At 39.3% G+C, this 18,013-nt stretch carries 19 protein-coding genes, 1 tRNA gene and 1 pseudogene; 20 read left to right on the forward strand and 1 reads right to left on the reverse strand.

Going from position 1 to position 18,013, the window contains the following annotated elements; genetic code table 11:
* Window positions 1-16: 16 nt before the first annotated feature.
* Window positions 17-1,075 carry an NAD(P)/FAD-dependent oxidoreductase gene (locus IE056_RS01285; protein ID WP_189602812.1) on the forward strand — a complete coding sequence of 353 codons (1,059 nt, stop codon included), beginning with the start codon at window positions 17-19 and terminating at the stop codon, window positions 1,073-1,075.
* Here IE056_RS01285 and IE056_RS01290 read toward each other — a convergent pair.
* Complete coding sequence (locus IE056_RS01290; protein WP_189602813.1) at window positions 1,072-1,467, reverse strand: DUF983 domain-containing protein; 396 nt, start codon at window positions 1,465-1,467, stop codon at window positions 1,072-1,074. The genes IE056_RS01285 and IE056_RS01290 overlap by 4 nt on opposite strands.
* A 60-nt stretch (window positions 1,468-1,527) precedes the next feature.
* Here IE056_RS01290 and IE056_RS01295 point away from each other — a divergent pair, with 60 nt between their 5' ends.
* The 19 genes and pseudogenes from IE056_RS01295 (at window position 1,528) to IE056_RS01385 (ending at window position 17,984) form a co-directional block, all read left to right on the forward strand.
* A complete protein-coding gene (locus IE056_RS01295) occupies window positions 1,528-3,441 on the forward strand; it encodes an ABC-F family ATP-binding cassette domain-containing protein (protein ID WP_189602814.1) in 1,914 nt (637 codons plus the stop codon).
* A gap of 98 nt (window positions 3,442-3,539) precedes the next feature.
* The gene (locus IE056_RS01300; RefSeq protein WP_189602815.1) at window positions 3,540-3,722 is read left to right on the forward strand and encodes a CPXCG motif-containing cysteine-rich protein; all 183 of its coding nucleotides are present in this window, start codon (window positions 3,540-3,542) and stop codon (window positions 3,720-3,722) included.
* An 82-nt stretch (window positions 3,723-3,804) separates the two neighbouring features.
* Window positions 3,805-4,158: a SpoIIAA family protein gene (locus IE056_RS01305; protein ID WP_189602816.1), complete on the forward strand. Its 354-nt coding sequence runs from the start codon at window positions 3,805-3,807 to the stop codon at window positions 4,156-4,158.
* A gap of 150 nt (window positions 4,159-4,308) precedes the next feature.
* Window positions 4,309-4,381 (forward strand) — tRNA-Met (locus tag IE056_RS01310).
* A gap of 1,085 nt (window positions 4,382-5,466) precedes the next feature.
* Window positions 5,467-5,823, forward strand: a complete 357-nt coding sequence (locus tag IE056_RS01315; RefSeq protein ID WP_189602817.1) for a single-stranded DNA-binding protein — start codon at window positions 5,467-5,469, stop codon at window positions 5,821-5,823.
* Between the two features lie 73 nt (window positions 5,824-5,896).
* Window positions 5,897-6,199 carry a JAB domain-containing protein gene (locus IE056_RS01320; protein ID WP_189602818.1) on the forward strand — a complete coding sequence of 101 codons (303 nt, stop codon included), beginning with the start codon at window positions 5,897-5,899 and terminating at the stop codon, window positions 6,197-6,199.
* A 145-nt stretch (window positions 6,200-6,344) separates the two neighbouring features.
* Entirely contained in the window at window positions 6,345-6,728 is a 384-nt protein-coding gene (locus IE056_RS01325) for a hypothetical protein (RefSeq protein WP_189602819.1), read from the forward strand.
* A gap of 111 nt (window positions 6,729-6,839) precedes the next feature.
* A complete protein-coding gene (gene istA / locus IE056_RS01330) occupies window positions 6,840-8,399 on the forward strand; it encodes an IS21 family transposase (RefSeq protein WP_189602820.1) in 1,560 nt (519 codons plus the stop codon).
* A 59-nt stretch (window positions 8,400-8,458) separates the two neighbouring features.
* Complete coding sequence (gene istB / locus IE056_RS01335) at window positions 8,459-9,214, forward strand: IS21-like element helper ATPase IstB (protein WP_189602821.1); 756 nt, start codon at window positions 8,459-8,461, stop codon at window positions 9,212-9,214.
* Window positions 9,198-10,235: a site-specific integrase gene (locus tag IE056_RS01340; RefSeq protein WP_229793607.1), complete on the forward strand. Its 1,038-nt coding sequence runs from the start codon at window positions 9,198-9,200 to the stop codon at window positions 10,233-10,235. The genes istB and IE056_RS01340 overlap by 17 nt, the downstream gene beginning before the upstream one ends.
* 43 nt (window positions 10,236-10,278) lie before the next feature.
* Complete coding sequence (locus tag IE056_RS01345) at window positions 10,279-11,205, forward strand: tyrosine-type recombinase/integrase (protein ID WP_229793608.1); 927 nt, start codon at window positions 10,279-10,281, stop codon at window positions 11,203-11,205.
* Window positions 11,192-12,205 (forward strand): site-specific integrase, encoded by a 1,014-nt coding sequence (locus IE056_RS01350; protein ID WP_189602823.1) that lies wholly within the window; start codon window positions 11,192-11,194, stop codon window positions 12,203-12,205. Before IE056_RS01345 ends, IE056_RS01350 begins: the two co-directional genes overlap by 14 nt.
* 111 nt (window positions 12,206-12,316) lie before the next feature.
* A pseudogene (locus tag IE056_RS01355) lies at window positions 12,317-12,484 on the forward strand (JAB domain-containing protein); the annotation flags it as partial.
* 11 nt (window positions 12,485-12,495) lie between these two features.
* Window positions 12,496-12,693, forward strand: coding sequence for a hypothetical protein (locus IE056_RS01360; protein WP_189602825.1), 198 nt, complete (start codon window positions 12,496-12,498; stop codon window positions 12,691-12,693).
* A 430-nt stretch (window positions 12,694-13,123) separates the two neighbouring features.
* The gene (locus IE056_RS01365) at window positions 13,124-13,504 is read left to right on the forward strand and encodes a BfmA/BtgA family mobilization protein (RefSeq protein ID WP_189602826.1); all 381 of its coding nucleotides are present in this window, start codon (window positions 13,124-13,126) and stop codon (window positions 13,502-13,504) included.
* A gap of 11 nt (window positions 13,505-13,515) precedes the next feature.
* Window positions 13,516-14,568: a MobB family relaxase gene (gene mobB / locus IE056_RS01370; protein WP_189602827.1), complete on the forward strand. Its 1,053-nt coding sequence runs from the start codon at window positions 13,516-13,518 to the stop codon at window positions 14,566-14,568.
* A gap of 13 nt (window positions 14,569-14,581) precedes the next feature.
* Window positions 14,582-16,162 (forward strand): type IV secretory system conjugative DNA transfer family protein, encoded by a 1,581-nt coding sequence (locus IE056_RS01375; protein WP_189603395.1) that lies wholly within the window; start codon window positions 14,582-14,584, stop codon window positions 16,160-16,162.
* A gap of 112 nt (window positions 16,163-16,274) precedes the next feature.
* Entirely contained in the window at window positions 16,275-17,159 is an 885-nt protein-coding gene (locus IE056_RS01380; RefSeq protein ID WP_189602828.1) for a DUF488 domain-containing protein, read from the forward strand.
* Window positions 17,160-17,162: 3 nt separating this feature from the next.
* Window positions 17,163-17,984, forward strand: a complete 822-nt coding sequence (locus IE056_RS01385; protein ID WP_189602829.1) for a DUF8758 domain-containing protein — start codon at window positions 17,163-17,165, stop codon at window positions 17,982-17,984.
* Window positions 17,985-18,013: the final 29 nt, after the last annotated feature.

Consider the following 18,013-nt stretch of genomic DNA (forward strand, 5'->3'; position numbering starts at 1 on the left):
TTCCTAAATTTGCGTTATGCTGGATTATATTATTGTTGGTTTAGGCCTTGGTGGTGCTAGTACTGCTTTCAGGCTGGAAGAAATGGGGCAAAGTTTCCTTGTTTTTGAAGATGGTTCTGTCAATTCTTCTAAAGTGGCAGGAGGGGTGATGAACCCTGTGATCCTTAAGCGCTTTACCCTTGCCTGGCAGGCAGATGCTCAGTTAAAAGATGCCAAGGGTTTTTATAAAAGGCTGGAAAACCATCTAAATACCACCTTTTTTAGTGCTGTGGAGATCTACAGGAAGTTTTCTTCTGTAGAAGAACAGAATGACTGGTTTGCCGCTGCCGACAGATCTCATTTAGCACCTTTTCTGGATACTAAATTAAAAGCTGCTATTACCCCTGGAATACCTTCGGAATATTCCTTCGGAAGGGTGCTGCAAACCTCAAAAGTGGACACCAGGAAGCTTCTCAATACGTACCTGGAGTATCTTTTGCGTGAAGAAAAACTGAGGAAAGAACGGTTTTTCTATGAGGATCTTAAGGTTTCTGAAGATTATGTGGAATACAGAGGTGTGAAGGCCAGAAGGATCATTTTTTGTGATGGTTTCGGTATCCGGAAGAATCCATTTTTTAGTTACCTGCCGTTAGGGGGAAACAAGGGAGAATATATTATTATAAAAGCTCGCGAACTTCAGCTAGAAGTAACTGTAAAATCTTCGATATTTATTTCTCCTTTGGGATCGGGAATGTATGCTGTAGGGGCTACTTACAATAACCAGGACAAAACCCCCGGACCTACTGCCGAAGCCAGGGAGGAGCTGGTGAAGAAACTTGAAAAGATCATTACTGTACCATACGAAGTCGTCGATCAAGTTGTGGGGATAAGGCCATCTACTGCCGACAGGCGTCCACTGGTGGGGAAGCATCCAGAAATGGATAACGTATATTGCTGCAATGGATTTGGTAGCAGGGGAGTTTTAATTGCGCCGGCTGCCTCTGCAGAGTTGCTCAATTTAATTGAACATGCACAACCTGTTTCTTCGGAATATGACCTTGCCCGATTTACCCGAAAGCATTTTAAAAGAAATTAGGTTTTTTGATATTTCCTGTCGTAGGAGAAAAAGAAGTTAACCCAGATATTTCTGCTCAGTCGGATGATAAAAGGCATAAACACAAAAAGTGTGGCTACAATTATTAGAAAAGAATTGAACAAGCTGAGATTAAATCCAAAATAGGCGATAAAAAAAGCTGGAACTGCGAAAGCAATTCCCACTGCATAACTTACATACATGGCACCAAAAAAGAAAGAGGGCTCCATTTTTACCTTGGTACCACAATGAGGACAGCGTTCATGCATTTCAAAAATCCTGGATACCTTATAAGGATTTGGTTCCCGGTACATATTCTCTTCATGGCAGACGGGGCAGGTTCCAGTAAACACGCTGTATAACTTATTGCCTTTCAGAGGGTTTAATAAATTCATGAGGGGTTTTTTTTCCGTATTAAAATTAAGCATCTTTGCAAAAAGAAAAGAAAAAGAAGAATGTTAAATATACATAATTTATCTGTATCATTTCAGGGGGAATATTTGTTCGAGGAAATCACCTTCAGGCTTGGAGCAGGAGACAGGGTAGGTCTTATTGGTAAGAACGGTGCAGGAAAATCTACACTGCTTAAGATCCTGTCTAAAGAAATGGAACCTGATACCGGTCAAATTGCAGCAGATAAAGATCTTAAAATAGGATTTTTAAAGCAGGATATAGATTTTGTTGAAGGAAGAACAGTTTTAGATGAATCTTATCAGGCTTTTGAGGAGATCAAAAAGCTCGAAAAAAAGCTGGAACAGATAAACACGGAACTGGCCGAGCGTACAGATTATGAAAGTGACGGATACCATCAATTGATGGTTGATCTCAATGATGTACAACATCAATATGAAATCCATGGCGGCTATAATTACCAGGGGGAAACTGAAAGGATCCTTCAGGGGTTAGGATTTAAAAGAGAGGATTTCGGAAAACTTACCGATACGTTTTCCGGAGGATGGAGAATGAGAATCGAACTTGCAAAATTGTTGCTTCAATCCAACGATATCCTGCTGCTGGATGAGCCTACAAACCATCTCGATATTGAATCTATTATCTGGCTGGAATCATTTCTGAATGGTTATCCTGGAGCTGTAGTGATTGTTTCTCACGACAAGATGTTTCTGGATAATGTAACTAATCGGACTATTGAAATTTCCCTCGGAAGGATTTACGATTACAACAAACCTTATTCAAAATACCTCGTATTACGTGAGGAGTTGAGAGAGCAGCAGCTTGCTTCCCAGAAAAACCAGGAAAAGCAAATTCAGCAAACCGAAAAATTAATAGAGAAATTCCGCGCAAAAGCTTCCAAAGCGAGCATGGCGCAGTCTCTTATTAAAAAACTGGATAAGATTGATCGTATTGAGGTAGATGAGGATGACAACAGCGTAATGAACCTGAAATTCCCTGTTTCTGTAGTCCCCGGAAAAGTGGTCGTGGAAGCCGAGAATATTTCAAAATCCTATGATGATAAAAATGTGTTGCAGAACATCGACCTTTTTATAGAACGGGATTCCAAAACGGCTTTTGTGGGTCAGAACGGTCAGGGAAAATCTACACTGGCAAAAATTATAGTAGGAGAACTGGACCATAAAGGCTCTCTTAAACTGGGTCACAATGTGCAGATTAGTTATTTTGCACAGAACCAGGCAGAATATCTTGATGGTACCAAAACAGTACTCGATACCATGATCGATGCCGCGAATGAAAAGAACAGGAGCAGAGTGCGGGATATTCTTGGATCCTTTTTGTTCAGGGGAGATGAAGTGGATAAATATGTGCGGGTACTTTCGGGAGGAGAACGCAACAGGCTTGCACTAGCCAAAATGCTGTTACAGCCATTTAACGTACTGGTAATGGATGAGCCTACCAACCACCTTGATATCAAGTCAAAGAACGTGCTTAAAGACGCTTTAATTAGCTTTGAAGGTACTTTGATCCTGGTGTCTCACGATAGGGATTTCCTGCAGGGCCTTACCAATAAAGTGTACGAATTCAAGGATCATAAGATCAAGGAATATCTTGGTGATATTGATTTTTATCTGGAACAACGTAACGCAGAAGATATGCGTGCCATTGAGAAGCGGGATAAAGTGCAGAAAGAGGATACGAAGAATGCGAACAGCAAACAGGCTTACAATGATCAAAAGAAGCTCAAATCACTTAATAATAAATTGAGCAATACAGAATCAAGAATTAGTAAACTTGAAAAAGAGCTGAAAGCAAAAGATGCTGAAATGGCTTCAGACTATGAAAAAGCCATTTCAAAAAGTAACTTTCTTGAAGATTATCAAAAGAAGAGAAAAGAACTTGAAAGCCTGATGAAAGCATGGGAGCAATTACAGGAAGAGCTTGAAATGAATTCTTAAAACTGATTCCTGAATTTCTCCTGATTAATTTTTCAAAATCCCTAAGCGGATTCATTAATTGATCAAACTGCATCTTCTGATCTATTTATGATGAAAATATGTTAGAACACTTTTTTCAATGTCCTCATTGCTGGGAGGAAATTTCCATGTTGCTGGATATTTCCGTAAGACGACAGCGGTATATCGAAGACTGTGAGATCTGCTGTCATCCTTTGGAAATATCTGTTGGATTCGAATCAGGTGAGCTACAGGAATTTGATGTTCGGAGTATTGAACAGTAGACAATCAGGTAATTATAAACACTTCACGTTTTTCCTCACGAGATTTTTTATTAAATTAGAGCATAAAATCTTCTTGAATAGCATGGTATCAACTTTTGAGTTAGCTGACAATGTAGTGGGAATAATAATAGATTCAGATCTGGATCAAGAGCTTATTGAACGTGTGCAGGCAAAAATTCGGGATAAAATAGATGATTATGGAGAGATTAATATATTTTTTGAAATAAAAAGAGGCACCAAATTTGGGTTTAAAGCTTTTTTAGATCAGATGACTTTTAATCTGAACCATACAAGAAGTTTCCGGAAAATTGCAGTGGTTTCAGATCTTGATTGGTTGAGAACCAGTATGTTTATTAAAGACATCATAGTGGAGACCAATATCAGAAGTTTTTCTAATAATGAGCGGTTGGAAGCTCTTGCCTGGATCGCTGAATAATTTTTTTCTTTTTTCTTTGGAAAAGTAGAAATCAGTTGTATATTTGCATTCCAATATTGCGGATAAGGAAGTATGCTTCGGCAAGCTTAACATAAATTCGCTCATCGGGATTATAACCCGAAAGTATAAAAAAATATTGGAATATTATATCGCGGGATAGAGCAGTAGGTAGCTCGTCGGGCTCATAACCCGAAGGTCACAGGTTCGAGTCCTGTTCCCGCTACTAGCAAAGACAAGGCTTCACAGAAATGTGAAGCCTTTTTTTATTTCATATAGTACAGAATAAGTACAGAATTTGGCTTTTTTAAAAACTTTATATCTTTTACTATCAACTGAATTCATTTGATGCTATATTCTATTGATTTGCTAGAGGACCAAACAATTGCCCTACATGTTTTCTTCTGAAATATAATCGTTAGGATGGTATTCCGTTCTCATTTCTCAATTCTTCTGAGTCAAATCTGACATAAATCTTACTACAAGAGGATAATTCATTTTCATAAACCACTCAGCCCATTCCCCTAAATTCCGCAGAAAAAGCTCCATTACGGGAAATACGGGATCATTCAAAAAATCTTGGACACAACTTCAAAGCTTCCGATTTCCATTTCGCTACCCCTGCCGAAAAGGCAGGAACGCTACATTCCCAATCTCCATCTTTAAAATTAAGTCCGCTTTAAACCCTGCTAAGAATAGAATTTCGGTTTTTCATAGCCCGTTCAGCACATTCCCACTTCATTCCGCAGAAAAAGCTCCATTGCGGGGAAAGAGCTTCACTATAAAAGTCTTGGACACCATCCCCAATTTCTCCTTTCCATTTCGTTAGCGCTTCCCGCTATGCTGGGAAGCGCACTTCATTCCAATTCCAAATCGGGAATGGAGTCCGCTTAATCGGATTTCCATCCTTGCTTTTGGCCCCGCTTCCAATGTTTTTGTACTTCACATAAAGACTTTAGACGCACTTCCGCGCCGTCACTGTCCCTTCCCTTTTTTTGTAAGCAAAATACCAACATTTGGAAGTTGAACAGACTGCATAACCGGTCGTGCCTCCCTTTTATAAGTCTTTATCAATTCCAAATATTGAAAATGTATAAGCAACAAAAAAAGGTAACAGCGACGGCACTACGGGAAGTAAATCTAAAATGAACATTATGAAATCGTACAAGAACATCAGAAAGGAAGCGGGGCCAAAAAAACAAAAAAAGGAAAACGCTCAGGATACAATAAGTAAATCGCTTCAAAAAAATATAAACGGAAACTGCCTGAAAGGTTCAGGTAGTCTATTAAGTAATCTTTAATTCTTTTATTATGAGTACTATCAAAAATCACGTACAGCTAATTGGAAACGTTGGTCAGGAACCAACCATTACCAACCTCGAAAACGGTAAAAAAGTAGCCCGTTTTTCACTTGCCACCAATGAGTATTACAAAAACGACAAGGGCGAAAAAGTGCAAAATACGGAATGGCATACCGTAGTCGCCTGGGGAAAAACTGCAGAAATCATTGAGAAGTATGCAGGAAAGGGTAAGGAAATTGGAGTTAGCGGAAAATTGAAATCCCGTAGTTACGAGGATAACGATGGCATTAAGCGCTATGTTACCGAAGTGGAAGCCAACGAAATCCTTTTGTTAGGCGTAAAGAACGGCAATAATTCAATTGAGTAAATTAAAAACAAAGAGGGCGGTACGGTCGAAAGTCTCGCCCTCTTTCATTATTCACCTTTTAAATCAGATCATAATGGAAACCAAAGTTAATGAAATCGCGATAAGTTATAGTGGAAGTTTAAAAGCAAATTTGCTTCCCAAGATAACCTGTTCCCAAAGTGCTGCAGATTTAGCCTACAGCCAATGGAACAAAGATACTATTGAACTGCACGAGACTTTTAAAATAATGCTGCTCAACAATGCCAATAAGGTAAAAGGAATATATGAAACCTCTAACGGAGGAATAACAGGAACTTTAGTGGATGTCCGCATCTTATTTGCCGTACTGTTAAAGAGCTTGACAACGGCAGTTATTTTGGTCCATTATGCAAAGTAGATGGTTATGTAAAGTGATTGATTTATTGTATTTATTACCAGTAGGTTATATCTGTTTTTCTTTGCATAATATTATCTTTTCTTCGTTGAACTTCAGGGGACAATCTTTTATTTAGAGGAATTATCCACATCTAAATAATTGTCTTATGAATGAACAAATCAAAGCCTTTAATAAGTTGATGACTGAGGCCGGAAATTACCTTGAATCCGCACATGCTTATTCAGGATCTACGGTTGGGGCTTATCGAAGGGGCTGGAAACAACTCAGGGAGTTTATGGTTTCCAAAGGAATCAACCTTTATGACCAAAAAGTAGAAGATCAATTCCTATGTTACGTTTTCAATGGCCGTAAGGGTCGTAAACTCTCCAAACAAGAACAATTTCTGGCGAATAGTATCAAAAAACTCACCGAATTCCAAAGTACCGGTAAGATCAAAGTCCCTGCCCGGCCACCAGTGAAAACACCCTTGCTATTTAACGGGATCTTAGGCGGATGTGATCGGAAATTAAATCTGTACAGTTTTCGGTAAATAAGAATACACAGAAAATGGCAACAAGAATACACAACTAAAAGACCTTTTAGGGCATGCCCCAAAAGGTCAAAAAGCTAATATTGCTAGTTCACCAAAACCAGCAATTTTATGAATGTGTATTTAGCCAAATTTATGACTTATTTTGAAATCCACCGAATGCACCGTGAAGGGCATTCCATTAGCAAGATCAGTGAATTCTTAGTACTCAACAGACGTACGGTATCCAAATACCTGTCGATGAGCGAAGCGGAGTATGAAGAATTCCTGATTAAACAAACCAATCGAGAGAAGAAACTACTTCCCTTTGAGGATTTTGTCAGGCAGCGTCTTGAAGAATTTAGAAATACCCCTGCAGCACAGATGCATGACTGGCTCAAGGAGAATCATCCTGATTTTCCAGTAGTATCTCAGAAGACAGTCTTTAATTTTGTATCCTGGGTCCGAAAGAAACACCAGTTACCCGCAGTTAAAACGGAGAGACAGTTCCAGCAGCTTGAAGAAACTCCTTATGGAAAACAAGCACAGGTAGACTTTGGAGAATACAATATGAGAACGACCACCGGTACCCGGGTAAAAGTCTTCTTCTTTACAATAGTGTTGTCTCGTTCCCGTTTTAAATATGTTTGGTTTACGGATCGATACTTTACCTCAGAATTGGCCATAGAGGCCCACGAGAAAGCCTTTGAATATTTAGGAGGTATCCCGGATGAGATTGTTTATGACCAGGATAAGGTTTTTGTGGTAAGTGAAAACGGAGGAGATATTATCCTAACCAATGCCTTCCGGAGGTATACCAGAGCCCAATGTTTTGATCTTTACTTTTGCCGAAAAGCAGATCCCCAAAGCAAGGGTAAGGTTGAAAATGTGGTGAAGTATGTAAAGCAAAACTTTCTTTACAACCGTACCTACCATAACATCGAAACCCTTAACGATGAAGTACTGGGATGGCTGGGACGCACTGCTAACAGTCTGCCCCACGGGACTACCCAAAAAGAGCCCTGGGCAGAGTTCAATATTGAACGCTCCTTTTTAAAGTCTTATAACGCCCATGTTGGTCCAGTAACAACAATGGCTACCTACACCGTCAGAAAAGATAATGTCATCTCTTACAAAGGTAATTTTTACTCCCTGCCCCTTGGCACCTATAAAGGAAAAGAGACCCTGGTGGCTGTACGTGTGGAAGATGATGCCTTCCTTGTCATCACCGATGCTCTGGGAGAAGAGCAAATCTGCCGCCACAAAATTCCTGTAGGCAGAGGGAATAAAGTAGCTAATACGGATCATAAAAGAGACAAGAGCGCTGCCATTGGGGAAATGATAGCAGAGGTCGCTGCTTTGTTCGAACAACCTGAAAAGGCTCGAGAGTGGCTTGAGATGATCAAAGCTGACAAACCCCGGTACATCAGGGATCAGCTGATTATGATAAGACAAGCAGCACTACAGACAGCTTCGGCCTATCTAAACAAGTCGATGGAGTATTGTTTATCCCATAAGATCTGTAGCGCGGCAGACTTCAAAAGTATTTTGGCTTCCACCGAGCAATTTCCAAAAAAGGAAACAAAGATCGTGAGGCTTAATCCCCTAAGCGGTGAAATCCCAGACAAAGCTCACATCCAGCCGCAAAAAAGCTCCATAGAAGATTTTGAGCAGATCCTTAAAAAATCATAAACCCAATCTCCCCTGGAGAAAGGGCTTCTTCAGGGGCTTTATTTTTAATAAAAACAATCATGGAAACAAAAGAACAGATCACTGAGTATTGCCGAAAATTTAGAACCGCCGGTATAGGTAACAACCTGGAAGTACTGGTAAAAGAAGCCGAGGATAAAGCCTTTGGTTTTATGGAGTTCACTTTACACCTGTTGGAAGCCGAGGCCACACACCGCTACCAAAATGAGGTGAAAAGAAGACGAAAAGTAGCCAGATTACCCCTTCACAGCAACCTGGATCACTATGATCATACCTTCAACAATGGCATCTCAGAGACCCGCTTGAATCAGCTAAGGGAGCTAAACTGGCTGGACCAGGGTTATAATATTATGCTGATGGGACCTTCGGGTGTGGGCAAAACTTTACTTGCTTCCGGTCTTTGCAGCGATGCCATTGACAAAGGATACAAGGCTTATTTTAGAACGATGGAAGACATAGTAAATATGCTGAAAATGAGAGATATGACCCGAACTGCTACAGCAGATTACAAGCGACTCTCAAAGGCAGATCTCATTGTTATTGACGATATTATGCTCTTCCCGGTGGAGAAAAGCCAGGCAGTTGCATTATTTAATTTTATCAATCAATTATATGAAAATACCTGCTTTATTATAACCACCAATAAAATGGCTGCGGACTGGGCTAAAATGCTGGATGATGAAGTTCTAGCTACGGCTTTACTGGACAGATTACTCTACCGATGCGAGGTGATGAATCTATCTGGAAAAAGCTATAGAATGGAGAATAGAAAAACTTTTTTTGAACAGAAAAAATAACCGATTATATTTACCAAACCTGTGCACTCTTGTTGCCAAAACCTGTGCACTCTTATTTACCATTTTCTGCGCATTGTTACTTACCGATTACAGCGAGGCAATAGCAAAGTTTCTGGATTATAAAAGAGTGGAGGAAAGATTATCCACAATCCGTTTGCATTGCTATAAACGCTGCCTTTTCCGTTTTCTGGAATATTGTAACGACAATAAAGTCCATGCTGTAAGGGATATTGATTTGGCTCTCCTTCTACAGTATATCAATACCCTGGACTGTGGAAAAACCGTGATAGTTCCTGTTCTTTCAACGCTCCGTGGTTTTATGAAGTACTTATTTGAACAGAAACTCTTAGCAGCCGATTATTCAAATGGGATCCCGAAGTACAGGATCATTGGTCAACCTAAATTACCTTCTACATATTCAAAAGAAGAAATAGAAAAACTGGTTGCGTCAGTAGAACGTTCCAGTCCAATAGGGAAACGGAATTATGCAATCATTCTTCTGGCAGCGCGACTGGGACTTCGGGCTTCGGATATTGCGAGGTTAAAGTTTGCGAACCTGCATTGGGAAACCAGCACCATAGAAATAGAACAAGTAAAGACAGGCAAAGAACTAATACTTCCTTTATTGCCCGATGTAGGAAATGCTATCATCGATTATTTAAAATACGGTCGGGCAAAATCAGAAGAGGCATGTATCTTTTTATCGGAGAGGCCACCATATAGTTATTTTACTTCAAGTAATGTGGTCACTCATGTTGTCCAGAGAGCTTTTAGAAAAGCAGGGATCATCATTAAGGGCAGGCGGTTCGGCCCTCATTCCCTGCGCCACAGTCTGGGGTTTAGGATGCTGCAAGAAAGTACGATGCTCCCCGTCATCTCAGAAGTCCTGGGGCATAAAAGCACGGAATCCACAAGGTATTACTTAAGGATCGATCTTAAATCCATGCAACAGTGCATGCTGGAAGTACCTTCTGTATCCCCTGATTTTTACTTGCAGAAAGGAGGTGTTTTTTATGATTAATTATGACAGCATATATGGTCCGGCAATAAAGCAATTCATTGATATGAAAACAAAGCTGGGTTTTAGGTATACATTCGGTAAGCTTATCTTATCCCAGATTGACCAGTTCGCCCTACAAAGGGAAGAAAAAACGACAGGGATCACAAAAGAGTTTGCTCAGAAATGGGGGGAAGAACGAGGCAATGAATCTGAACGATATCGCTACGATAGAATAAGGTACCTTGCACAATTTTCTTCTTACCTCTGTGATTTGGGTAACTCCTCTTATATTCCCAGACTTCCACGTCATCCGAAAAATACCTTTATTCCATACATCTATTCCCAAAAGGAGGTCCATGCCTTATTTAAAGCAGCTGATGAATTAAGATTTGTAAAACGGAATGCGAATTCCTGTTTGATTTGTATGCCGGCACTGCTCAGGTTGTTATACTGTACTGGGGTTCGTATTGGGGAAGCCCTGGCAATGACAGATGAAGACGTAAACCTGATAGAAAAGTATTTACGGGTGAAGGATTCCAAGAATGGAAAGGAACGTATCATTCCTATTTCAACTTCCCTTGCTAGCGTTTGTAAAGAATACAGGCACTATAGGGATCAACTCCCTAGCAAAGATAGATCGGATTATTTCTTTATGAATACTAATGGAAATAAATGTGGCAAAGGGGTGGCAGGCTGGTTTAAAAAGTGTTTAGTCAAAGCCGGTATCCGCTATACCGGTCGAAACCATGGACCACGTATCCACGATCTCCGTCATACTTTTGCCGTTACCTCATTGGCCAGTATGGCTGAAGCTGGCGTGGACCTTTATGCTTCCTTGCCTATTCTTTCCAACTATCTTGGACATGGTTCAATAGGAGCCACCAACCATTATGTAAGGCTTACTGCCAATATGTACCCGGATTTGATCAAGGACATAGATATGACCTGTTTAAATGTATTCCCTAAACCCAAGAATTATGAAGCCAACTGATTTTTCCAAGTATATCTCTGATTTTATATCGAGGTACCTGCCCCATGAGAAAGGGGTTAGTAATAATACGATTATAGCCTATCGGGATACCTTTGTCTTACTACTTGAATACCTCCAGAAGGAAAAACACTTAAAAGTAGAAAAACTTACCTTGGATAAGGTGACCAAAGAAGTAATCCTGGATTATCTTGACTGGCTACAAAATACCAGGAACTGCAGCAATTCTACTCGCAATGCGCGTCTGGCGGCCATCCATTCGTTTTACAGGTTTTTACAGCGGGAAAGCCTGGGACATTTGCATCAATGTCAGAGGATCTTAGCCATTAGGTTTAAAAAATCCAGCTATAAATCCATCACCTACCTGAGTACTGAAGGGATGAAATTGCTATTGCAACAACCAGATTGCACCACCCTCAAAGGTAGAAGGGACTTGGCGCTATTGTCATTAATGTACGATACGGGCGCCCGGGTACAGGAAATCATTGACCTGACCCCTTCGATGCTAAGGCTGGACACTCCGCCTGTAATCAAGATTATTGGGAAGGGAAATAGAGCCCGTGTGGTACCGATGTTGGATGCACAAACCGATCACCTTGAGGACTATATAAAAGAGAACCGGTTAGATAACGCTTCTGCTAATATGTACCCACTGTTCTTTAATAGCAGGAAGGAAAAACTCACCCGTGCCGGAATCCATTACATTGTACAGAAATATTTTAAAAAGGCACGGGAAGAAAATAAAGTGCTCTTTCCTGAAAAAATAAGCTGTCATTCCCTGAGGCACTCCAAAGCAATGCACCTACTTCAAGCGGGAGTGAACCTGGTATATATCCGGGATATACTGGGGCATGTCTCCGTTCAAACTACGGAAATCTATGCCAGGGCAGATTCCAAGCAGAAACGCAAAGCTTTAGAGAAGGCGTACGTCAACATTAATCCTAACGAAACCGCTGTATGGACAAAAAATGAAAATCTGATAATGTGGTTGAAGAAATTCTAAAAATGTTATGTAAAGTAGTATCGAGAGTTGGCCACTGGAATAAGGGGGTTCTGCCATTTACTTTACATAACATTTTACTTTGCATAATGCGCGTTATGTAAAGCTTTACATAAAGTCCACAATCACCCGAGCGGAACCTTGACACCGAGTGAACCCGATAAACGGCTGACCCAAAAAATTAAAAAGGCAGGGGAATTATTTGATATTAAGGTATTGGACCATTTGATCCTGATACCTGATGGAAATTATTTCAGTTTTGCAGATGAAGGAATCCTTTAAATGGAAAGCTTATGATTTATCTTAATTTTTCAGACCTGACCGAAGAAGCCCAAAACCGACTTTTGGAGAATTCCAAAAAGGATGTGGAACGAAAATTTGGGAATGATATCCGCACGTACGTAAGAGAAAATTATACCTGCTTTGAGACGATGGTAGAGGAAGAAGCATTGCGAAATTTATATTCCTATACTTTCATATTCAACATCTGATTATCTAAACTTTATAGTCCAGCACCTCCAAATTTTTGGAGGTGTTTTTCTGTTCAATTGTCTTCAGTTCAATAAAAATCATTATCTTTATTATGCTGAATTCCAGCATTTAATTTTACGTAGGGCTATCCATTTTTTGACTTTCGCTGATAACCGTACCCATCAAAAAAATACATAACAGGAAATTATTTCCCTGAAACTGGCAATTGGCTTTTGACCAAATTGTACGGAATTTTTGTTCGCCTGTGGCGAACGAAAAGGAGTAGCAAGAGGGTAACACGCGATGCGATGTTAAGCACTCCTTTTCATTTTCAAAATGCTGATATTCAGCAACTTGAAAAAATAAAAAATTCCCGACCTTTCACAATTTGCGACAAATGTCCTGTGAACGCCCATTTTTAGGGGAGGATTTGCGACAAATCGGCCAATTATGGACTCATTTATCGGCATCAGGTTCAAAAAGGAAACGGCAAAACGTTTTCAGGAATTTTCAAGGACACACTTCAAATCGCACACCGAGGCAATGGCAACAATGCTCGATTTTTTCTTCTACAACGAAATTTCCCCAAAGGAAAAATTGGGGCCTACGGGAAGGACAATCGAAGCTTCTTTAAAGAAACGTATAAATGCGGTGATTGCCATTATGAGGGATATGGAAAAGAGCCAGACCAAACCCACCGTCGCAATGTTGGAATCCCTTTTTCAAACCGAAGAACCTAAAAAGAAACCGTTGATTTTGGAAAAGAAAATTATTGAAGAGAAGAAGGAGGTACGTTTTCAGGAAAAGCAAAATAATAAGAATGAACTGTAAATTTTTGAGCTATGTACATTACCATCACACCTCAAAAATTAGGGAACAATTACTCGCAAAGTTCAGCGGATTTTGTGGGCTACCTGGAGAAGGAAAACCAGGATCTGGAACAGGGAGCCCTGCCTGCCGGCAAGGCAGGTATGGAACATTTTTTCAATCAATATGATGTTGAAATATCAGCGGATGAAGTTGTAAAGGAAATTGATGGGAATGGTGCCAAACTCAAAAAGACAGAACCGAAATTCTATTCGATTACGGTCAGCCCTTCCAAATACGAACTGAACCGGTTACAGAACAACAGCGAGGATCTAAAAAGATACACCCGAGAACTGATGAAGGACTACGTGGCTTCCTTCAATCGGGAAATCAACGGAAGACCGATTAGCATCGATGATATTAAATATTACGCCAAAATAGAACACCAACGAACTTTTAAGGGAACGGACTGGCAGATTAGGGAAAACCAACCCTTTGCTACCAAAATATTGCAGCTCAAAACAGAAATCAGAAACATTAAAGAGGGGCGAGCTGAAGGCAATATCAAACTATTGCAGAATAAAATTGACCGATTGGAAAAGGAAGCTCCGCACCAACAGGACGGGAAGCGAATTGTCCAGGGGATGCCAAAGGCAGGAAATCAAAGCCATATCCATATCATCGTAAGCAGAAAGGATGCATCCAATACTTTCAGTCTTTCTCCTGGGAGCAAGCATAAGGCCTCGGAAGTCCAGATGCATGGTAAGAATGTAAAACGGGGCTTTGACCGTGATCAATTTTTTGACCGGGCAGAAAAGACCTTTGACAGGACTTTTGTCTATCAAAGAAACTTTGCCGAGACCTATAAGGCCCGAAAGGATTTCATCAAAAATCCTAAAATATATTTTGCATCGCTGATGAAATTGCCCACCAATGAAAGGGCGATTGCTTTTAAAATTATGAAGGAAAGTGGTGTTCCAATGCTACCAAGTATTCCGGTTACACAGGCACAACTGGCAATGAAAGTATTCAACCGCCTGCGCCGTGGTGTGGAAGTGGCTATTAAATCAAGTTCAATAGGTATCTAAAGGAAAAACAATGATGCAACTAACCAATCCCCTACATATACTCTTAATTATCGTTTTGACAGCTTCAGTATTTTATGGACTATATCGGATTTCCAAATATGCCTTTTTCATAAATACTGTGCTGCTTTTGGGACTGATAGCCTATTTGTATTATCCGCATAATACGATAAAAGCACTACTTTATTTAGGTTGTCCTTTATTGTTGGTCAATACGGTATTTTACGTTTTTCTGCATAAACCGGATTTAAAGCAAAATACCTCTGAAAAATATCGGGTAACTTTTAAAACAGACAAGAAAAGTTTTAAAATTGAAAACATCAAACGTGGTGCATCCATTATTGGGTCTGCCGGAAGTGGAAAAACCGAAAGCGTCGTTTACGGATTTTTAAAACATTTCCAGGAACATGATTTCTGTGGGGTTATTCACGATTATAAGGATTTTGAACTTACCGAAATGGCGTACCCGTTATTTAAAAATTCGGATATTCCTTTTCGTATAATCTCCTTTGACAAAATTATTCATAGGGTAAACCCCATTGCACCCCGGTATCTCGAAAACGAAGAAAGTGTAAATGAAATTTCCCGGGTACTTATTGAAAATCTTCTGGAACAGCGGGAATCGGGAACCACGGGAACCTCGAAATTTTTTAACGATGCAGCTGAAGGTTTGATAGGCGGATTGATTTGGAAACTGAAAACATCCTATCCTAAATTCTGCACCTTACCCCATCTAATCGCCATCTATCAATATTTGGACACGGATAGTCTCATAAAGTTTTTAGAGACCAATACCACCTCCAGAGCCATGGCAGATGCTTTCATTAGCGGCAAAGATTCCGAAAGACAGACCGCAGGAGTGAAAAGTACCCTGGCCAATGCTCTGAAACGCATAAGCACACAAAATATTTTTATGGCCCTTTCTGCAGATGAAGTGCCATTAAATATTAATAATCCGGAAAATCCTGCTGTGATTTCAGTAGTGAACAATCCTAAATTTGAGACCTCTTATTCACCTGTGATTGCCACTATAATCCACACGATTATAAAGCAAATGAGTGTGCGTAACTCAAATTCTTCCTTTCTTTTAATGGAAGAAGCACCAACCATTCGGTTGTTAAATATGCACCGCATTCCGGCGACATTAAGAAGTTATGATATAGCAACTGTTTATGTAATGCAGGACAAGATTCAGAATGATATGATGTATGGTGATAAGGCCAGTAAAGCTATTTTAAGTAACCTTTCATATCAGTTCTTTGGGAAGGTCAATGACCCGGACACCGCTAAATATTATGAACGCTTTTTTGAGATCGTCAAAAAGGAAACAACCAGTATCAACCGTGGTTACAGTCTTGATTTTGATACTCGCATTACCACCGGGGAACGGGAAATCCCAAAAATACGGGCTGATGCCTTTTTCCGATTAAGGCAGGGGGAATTTATTACCTATGCGGATGGGGAGGATAAAAAGGTACAGTTTAAGTTATCAGAAATTGAAAGGGAGCTTCCACAAGAGACAAAGATGTTTGCCAAAGCTGATTTAGAAGCTAACTTTGACAGGATCTATGGTGAAGCAAGATCTATTTTTGATTAAAAAAATAACCCAAAATTATCTAGCTTAATGAGAAGACAGTGATTTGATGATTGTATTGTGGATAAGTGCGAAAAAATTATTACAAGGTTTTTATATTCGGTAATTTTACAAGATGTTTTATAGAAGAAAAATAGTTTTTGCGTTGTTGGAGAAGTTCAAAGAAGGATTGGAAAGTACACGCCTTCAGAAACTTATGTTTTTGTTGACTCAAATGCAAAAAGAACCCGACTACGAATTTGTGCCTTATAGATTTGGTTGTTATTCTTATTCTTTAAAAGCAGATCTTGTTGCAATGGTTAAGCATAACTGGTTGGTTACAGCCGAAAAAAGTTATACTCTTAATATCAAAAAGAATTACTATAAGGAGTTGAAAGCAAGCGACCAAGAACTTGTCAATGAAACTTTTGAACTTTACGGTAAAATGAATACAGAGGTGATTACAAAACATACTTACCTCAATTTTCCTTACTATGCCACTAAGAGTGTAATAGCCGAAAAAATTCTTCCTGAGAAATTTTTTGAAAAAGTTTTGTCAGCGCGTGCTATTGAGGAAAGTACAGTTTTATTTACAATTGGTTATCAGGGTATATCGCTTGAAGAATACTTGAACAGATTAATAAAGAATAATGTTCATCTTTTAGTTGATGTTAGACGTAACCCCTTAAGCCAAAAATATGGTTTTAGTAAAAAATTATTAAGCGGTTTCTGTCATAGATTAGGTATAGGCTATATTCATATTCCTGAAGTTGGAATTGATTCGAGTAAAAGGCGAGAATTAAAAAATCAATCTGATTATGATATGTTGTTCGAAGAGTATAAGGCGACGGTTCTAACTGACACGGTTGAGAATCAGGAGCAGATTTTATCACTTTTGGAAAAATATAAACGTATTGCACTTACCTGTTTTGAAGCAGATATTTGTCAATGCCATAGAAGTCACTTAGCAGAAAAAATAAAACTTTCTCCGGATTTTAAGTACGAACTAATGCATATCTAATTAATGGGGTTAACCAAAATACTTATTACTGTCAAAACTTACCCTTCCCTTTCTGCCACATATGGTGAACTTGTTTGTACCGCCGGATTTCTTGAAGATGGAACATGGATTAGATTGTACCCTGTACCCTTTAGGAAATTAAAAAAGGAAGAAAAATACAAGAAATATCAATGGGTAGAATTGGATATAGTAAAAAATGATAAAGATTTTAGACCTGAAAGTTTTCGTCCTGCAACCATTGATACACCTATTGCCCTTTTGGAAACGATTGATACAAAAGGTAATTGGTTCAAAAGAAAACAATTTGCCCTTAAAAAGGTGTACACTGATATTAAAAAGTTAATAGCTGAAGCTCACGATAGGAAGGTATGTACATCACTAGCCGTTTTTAAACCAGCAAAAGTTTCTGACTTTAAAGTTGAAAAGGTTTCCTCTGTTTGGGACAAGAAAAAAGTTGACCAGCTAAAAGCACTTAATGACCAAGGTAATCTCTTTGATATGGAAGAATTACCCTTTGAAATCGTTGAGAAACTTCCTTATAAATTTTCCTATGTAATTGAAGATGTAAACGGTGTTTCCAGTACTATGATGATAGAGGATTGGGAGATAGGCCAACTTTATAGAAATACACTTGCAGCCGCAGAAGGCAATGAAGCAATAGCTGTCGAGAAAGTAAAAGAAAAATATTTTAATTATTTTGCTCTTCAGAAGGATCTGCATCTTTATTTAGGCACTACAAAAGCTTTTCATTATCGGTCAAAAAATCCTTTTATGATAATAGGTACGTTTACCCCAGATAAGGAAATTCAGACATCTCTTTTTTAAATGTGCGCTATATCTTCTGTAGAAAAAAT

The sequence above is a fragment of the Salinimicrobium marinum genome (genome assembly GCF_014651535.1).
GTDB lineage: Bacteria > Bacteroidota > Bacteroidia > Flavobacteriales > Flavobacteriaceae > Salinimicrobium > Salinimicrobium marinum.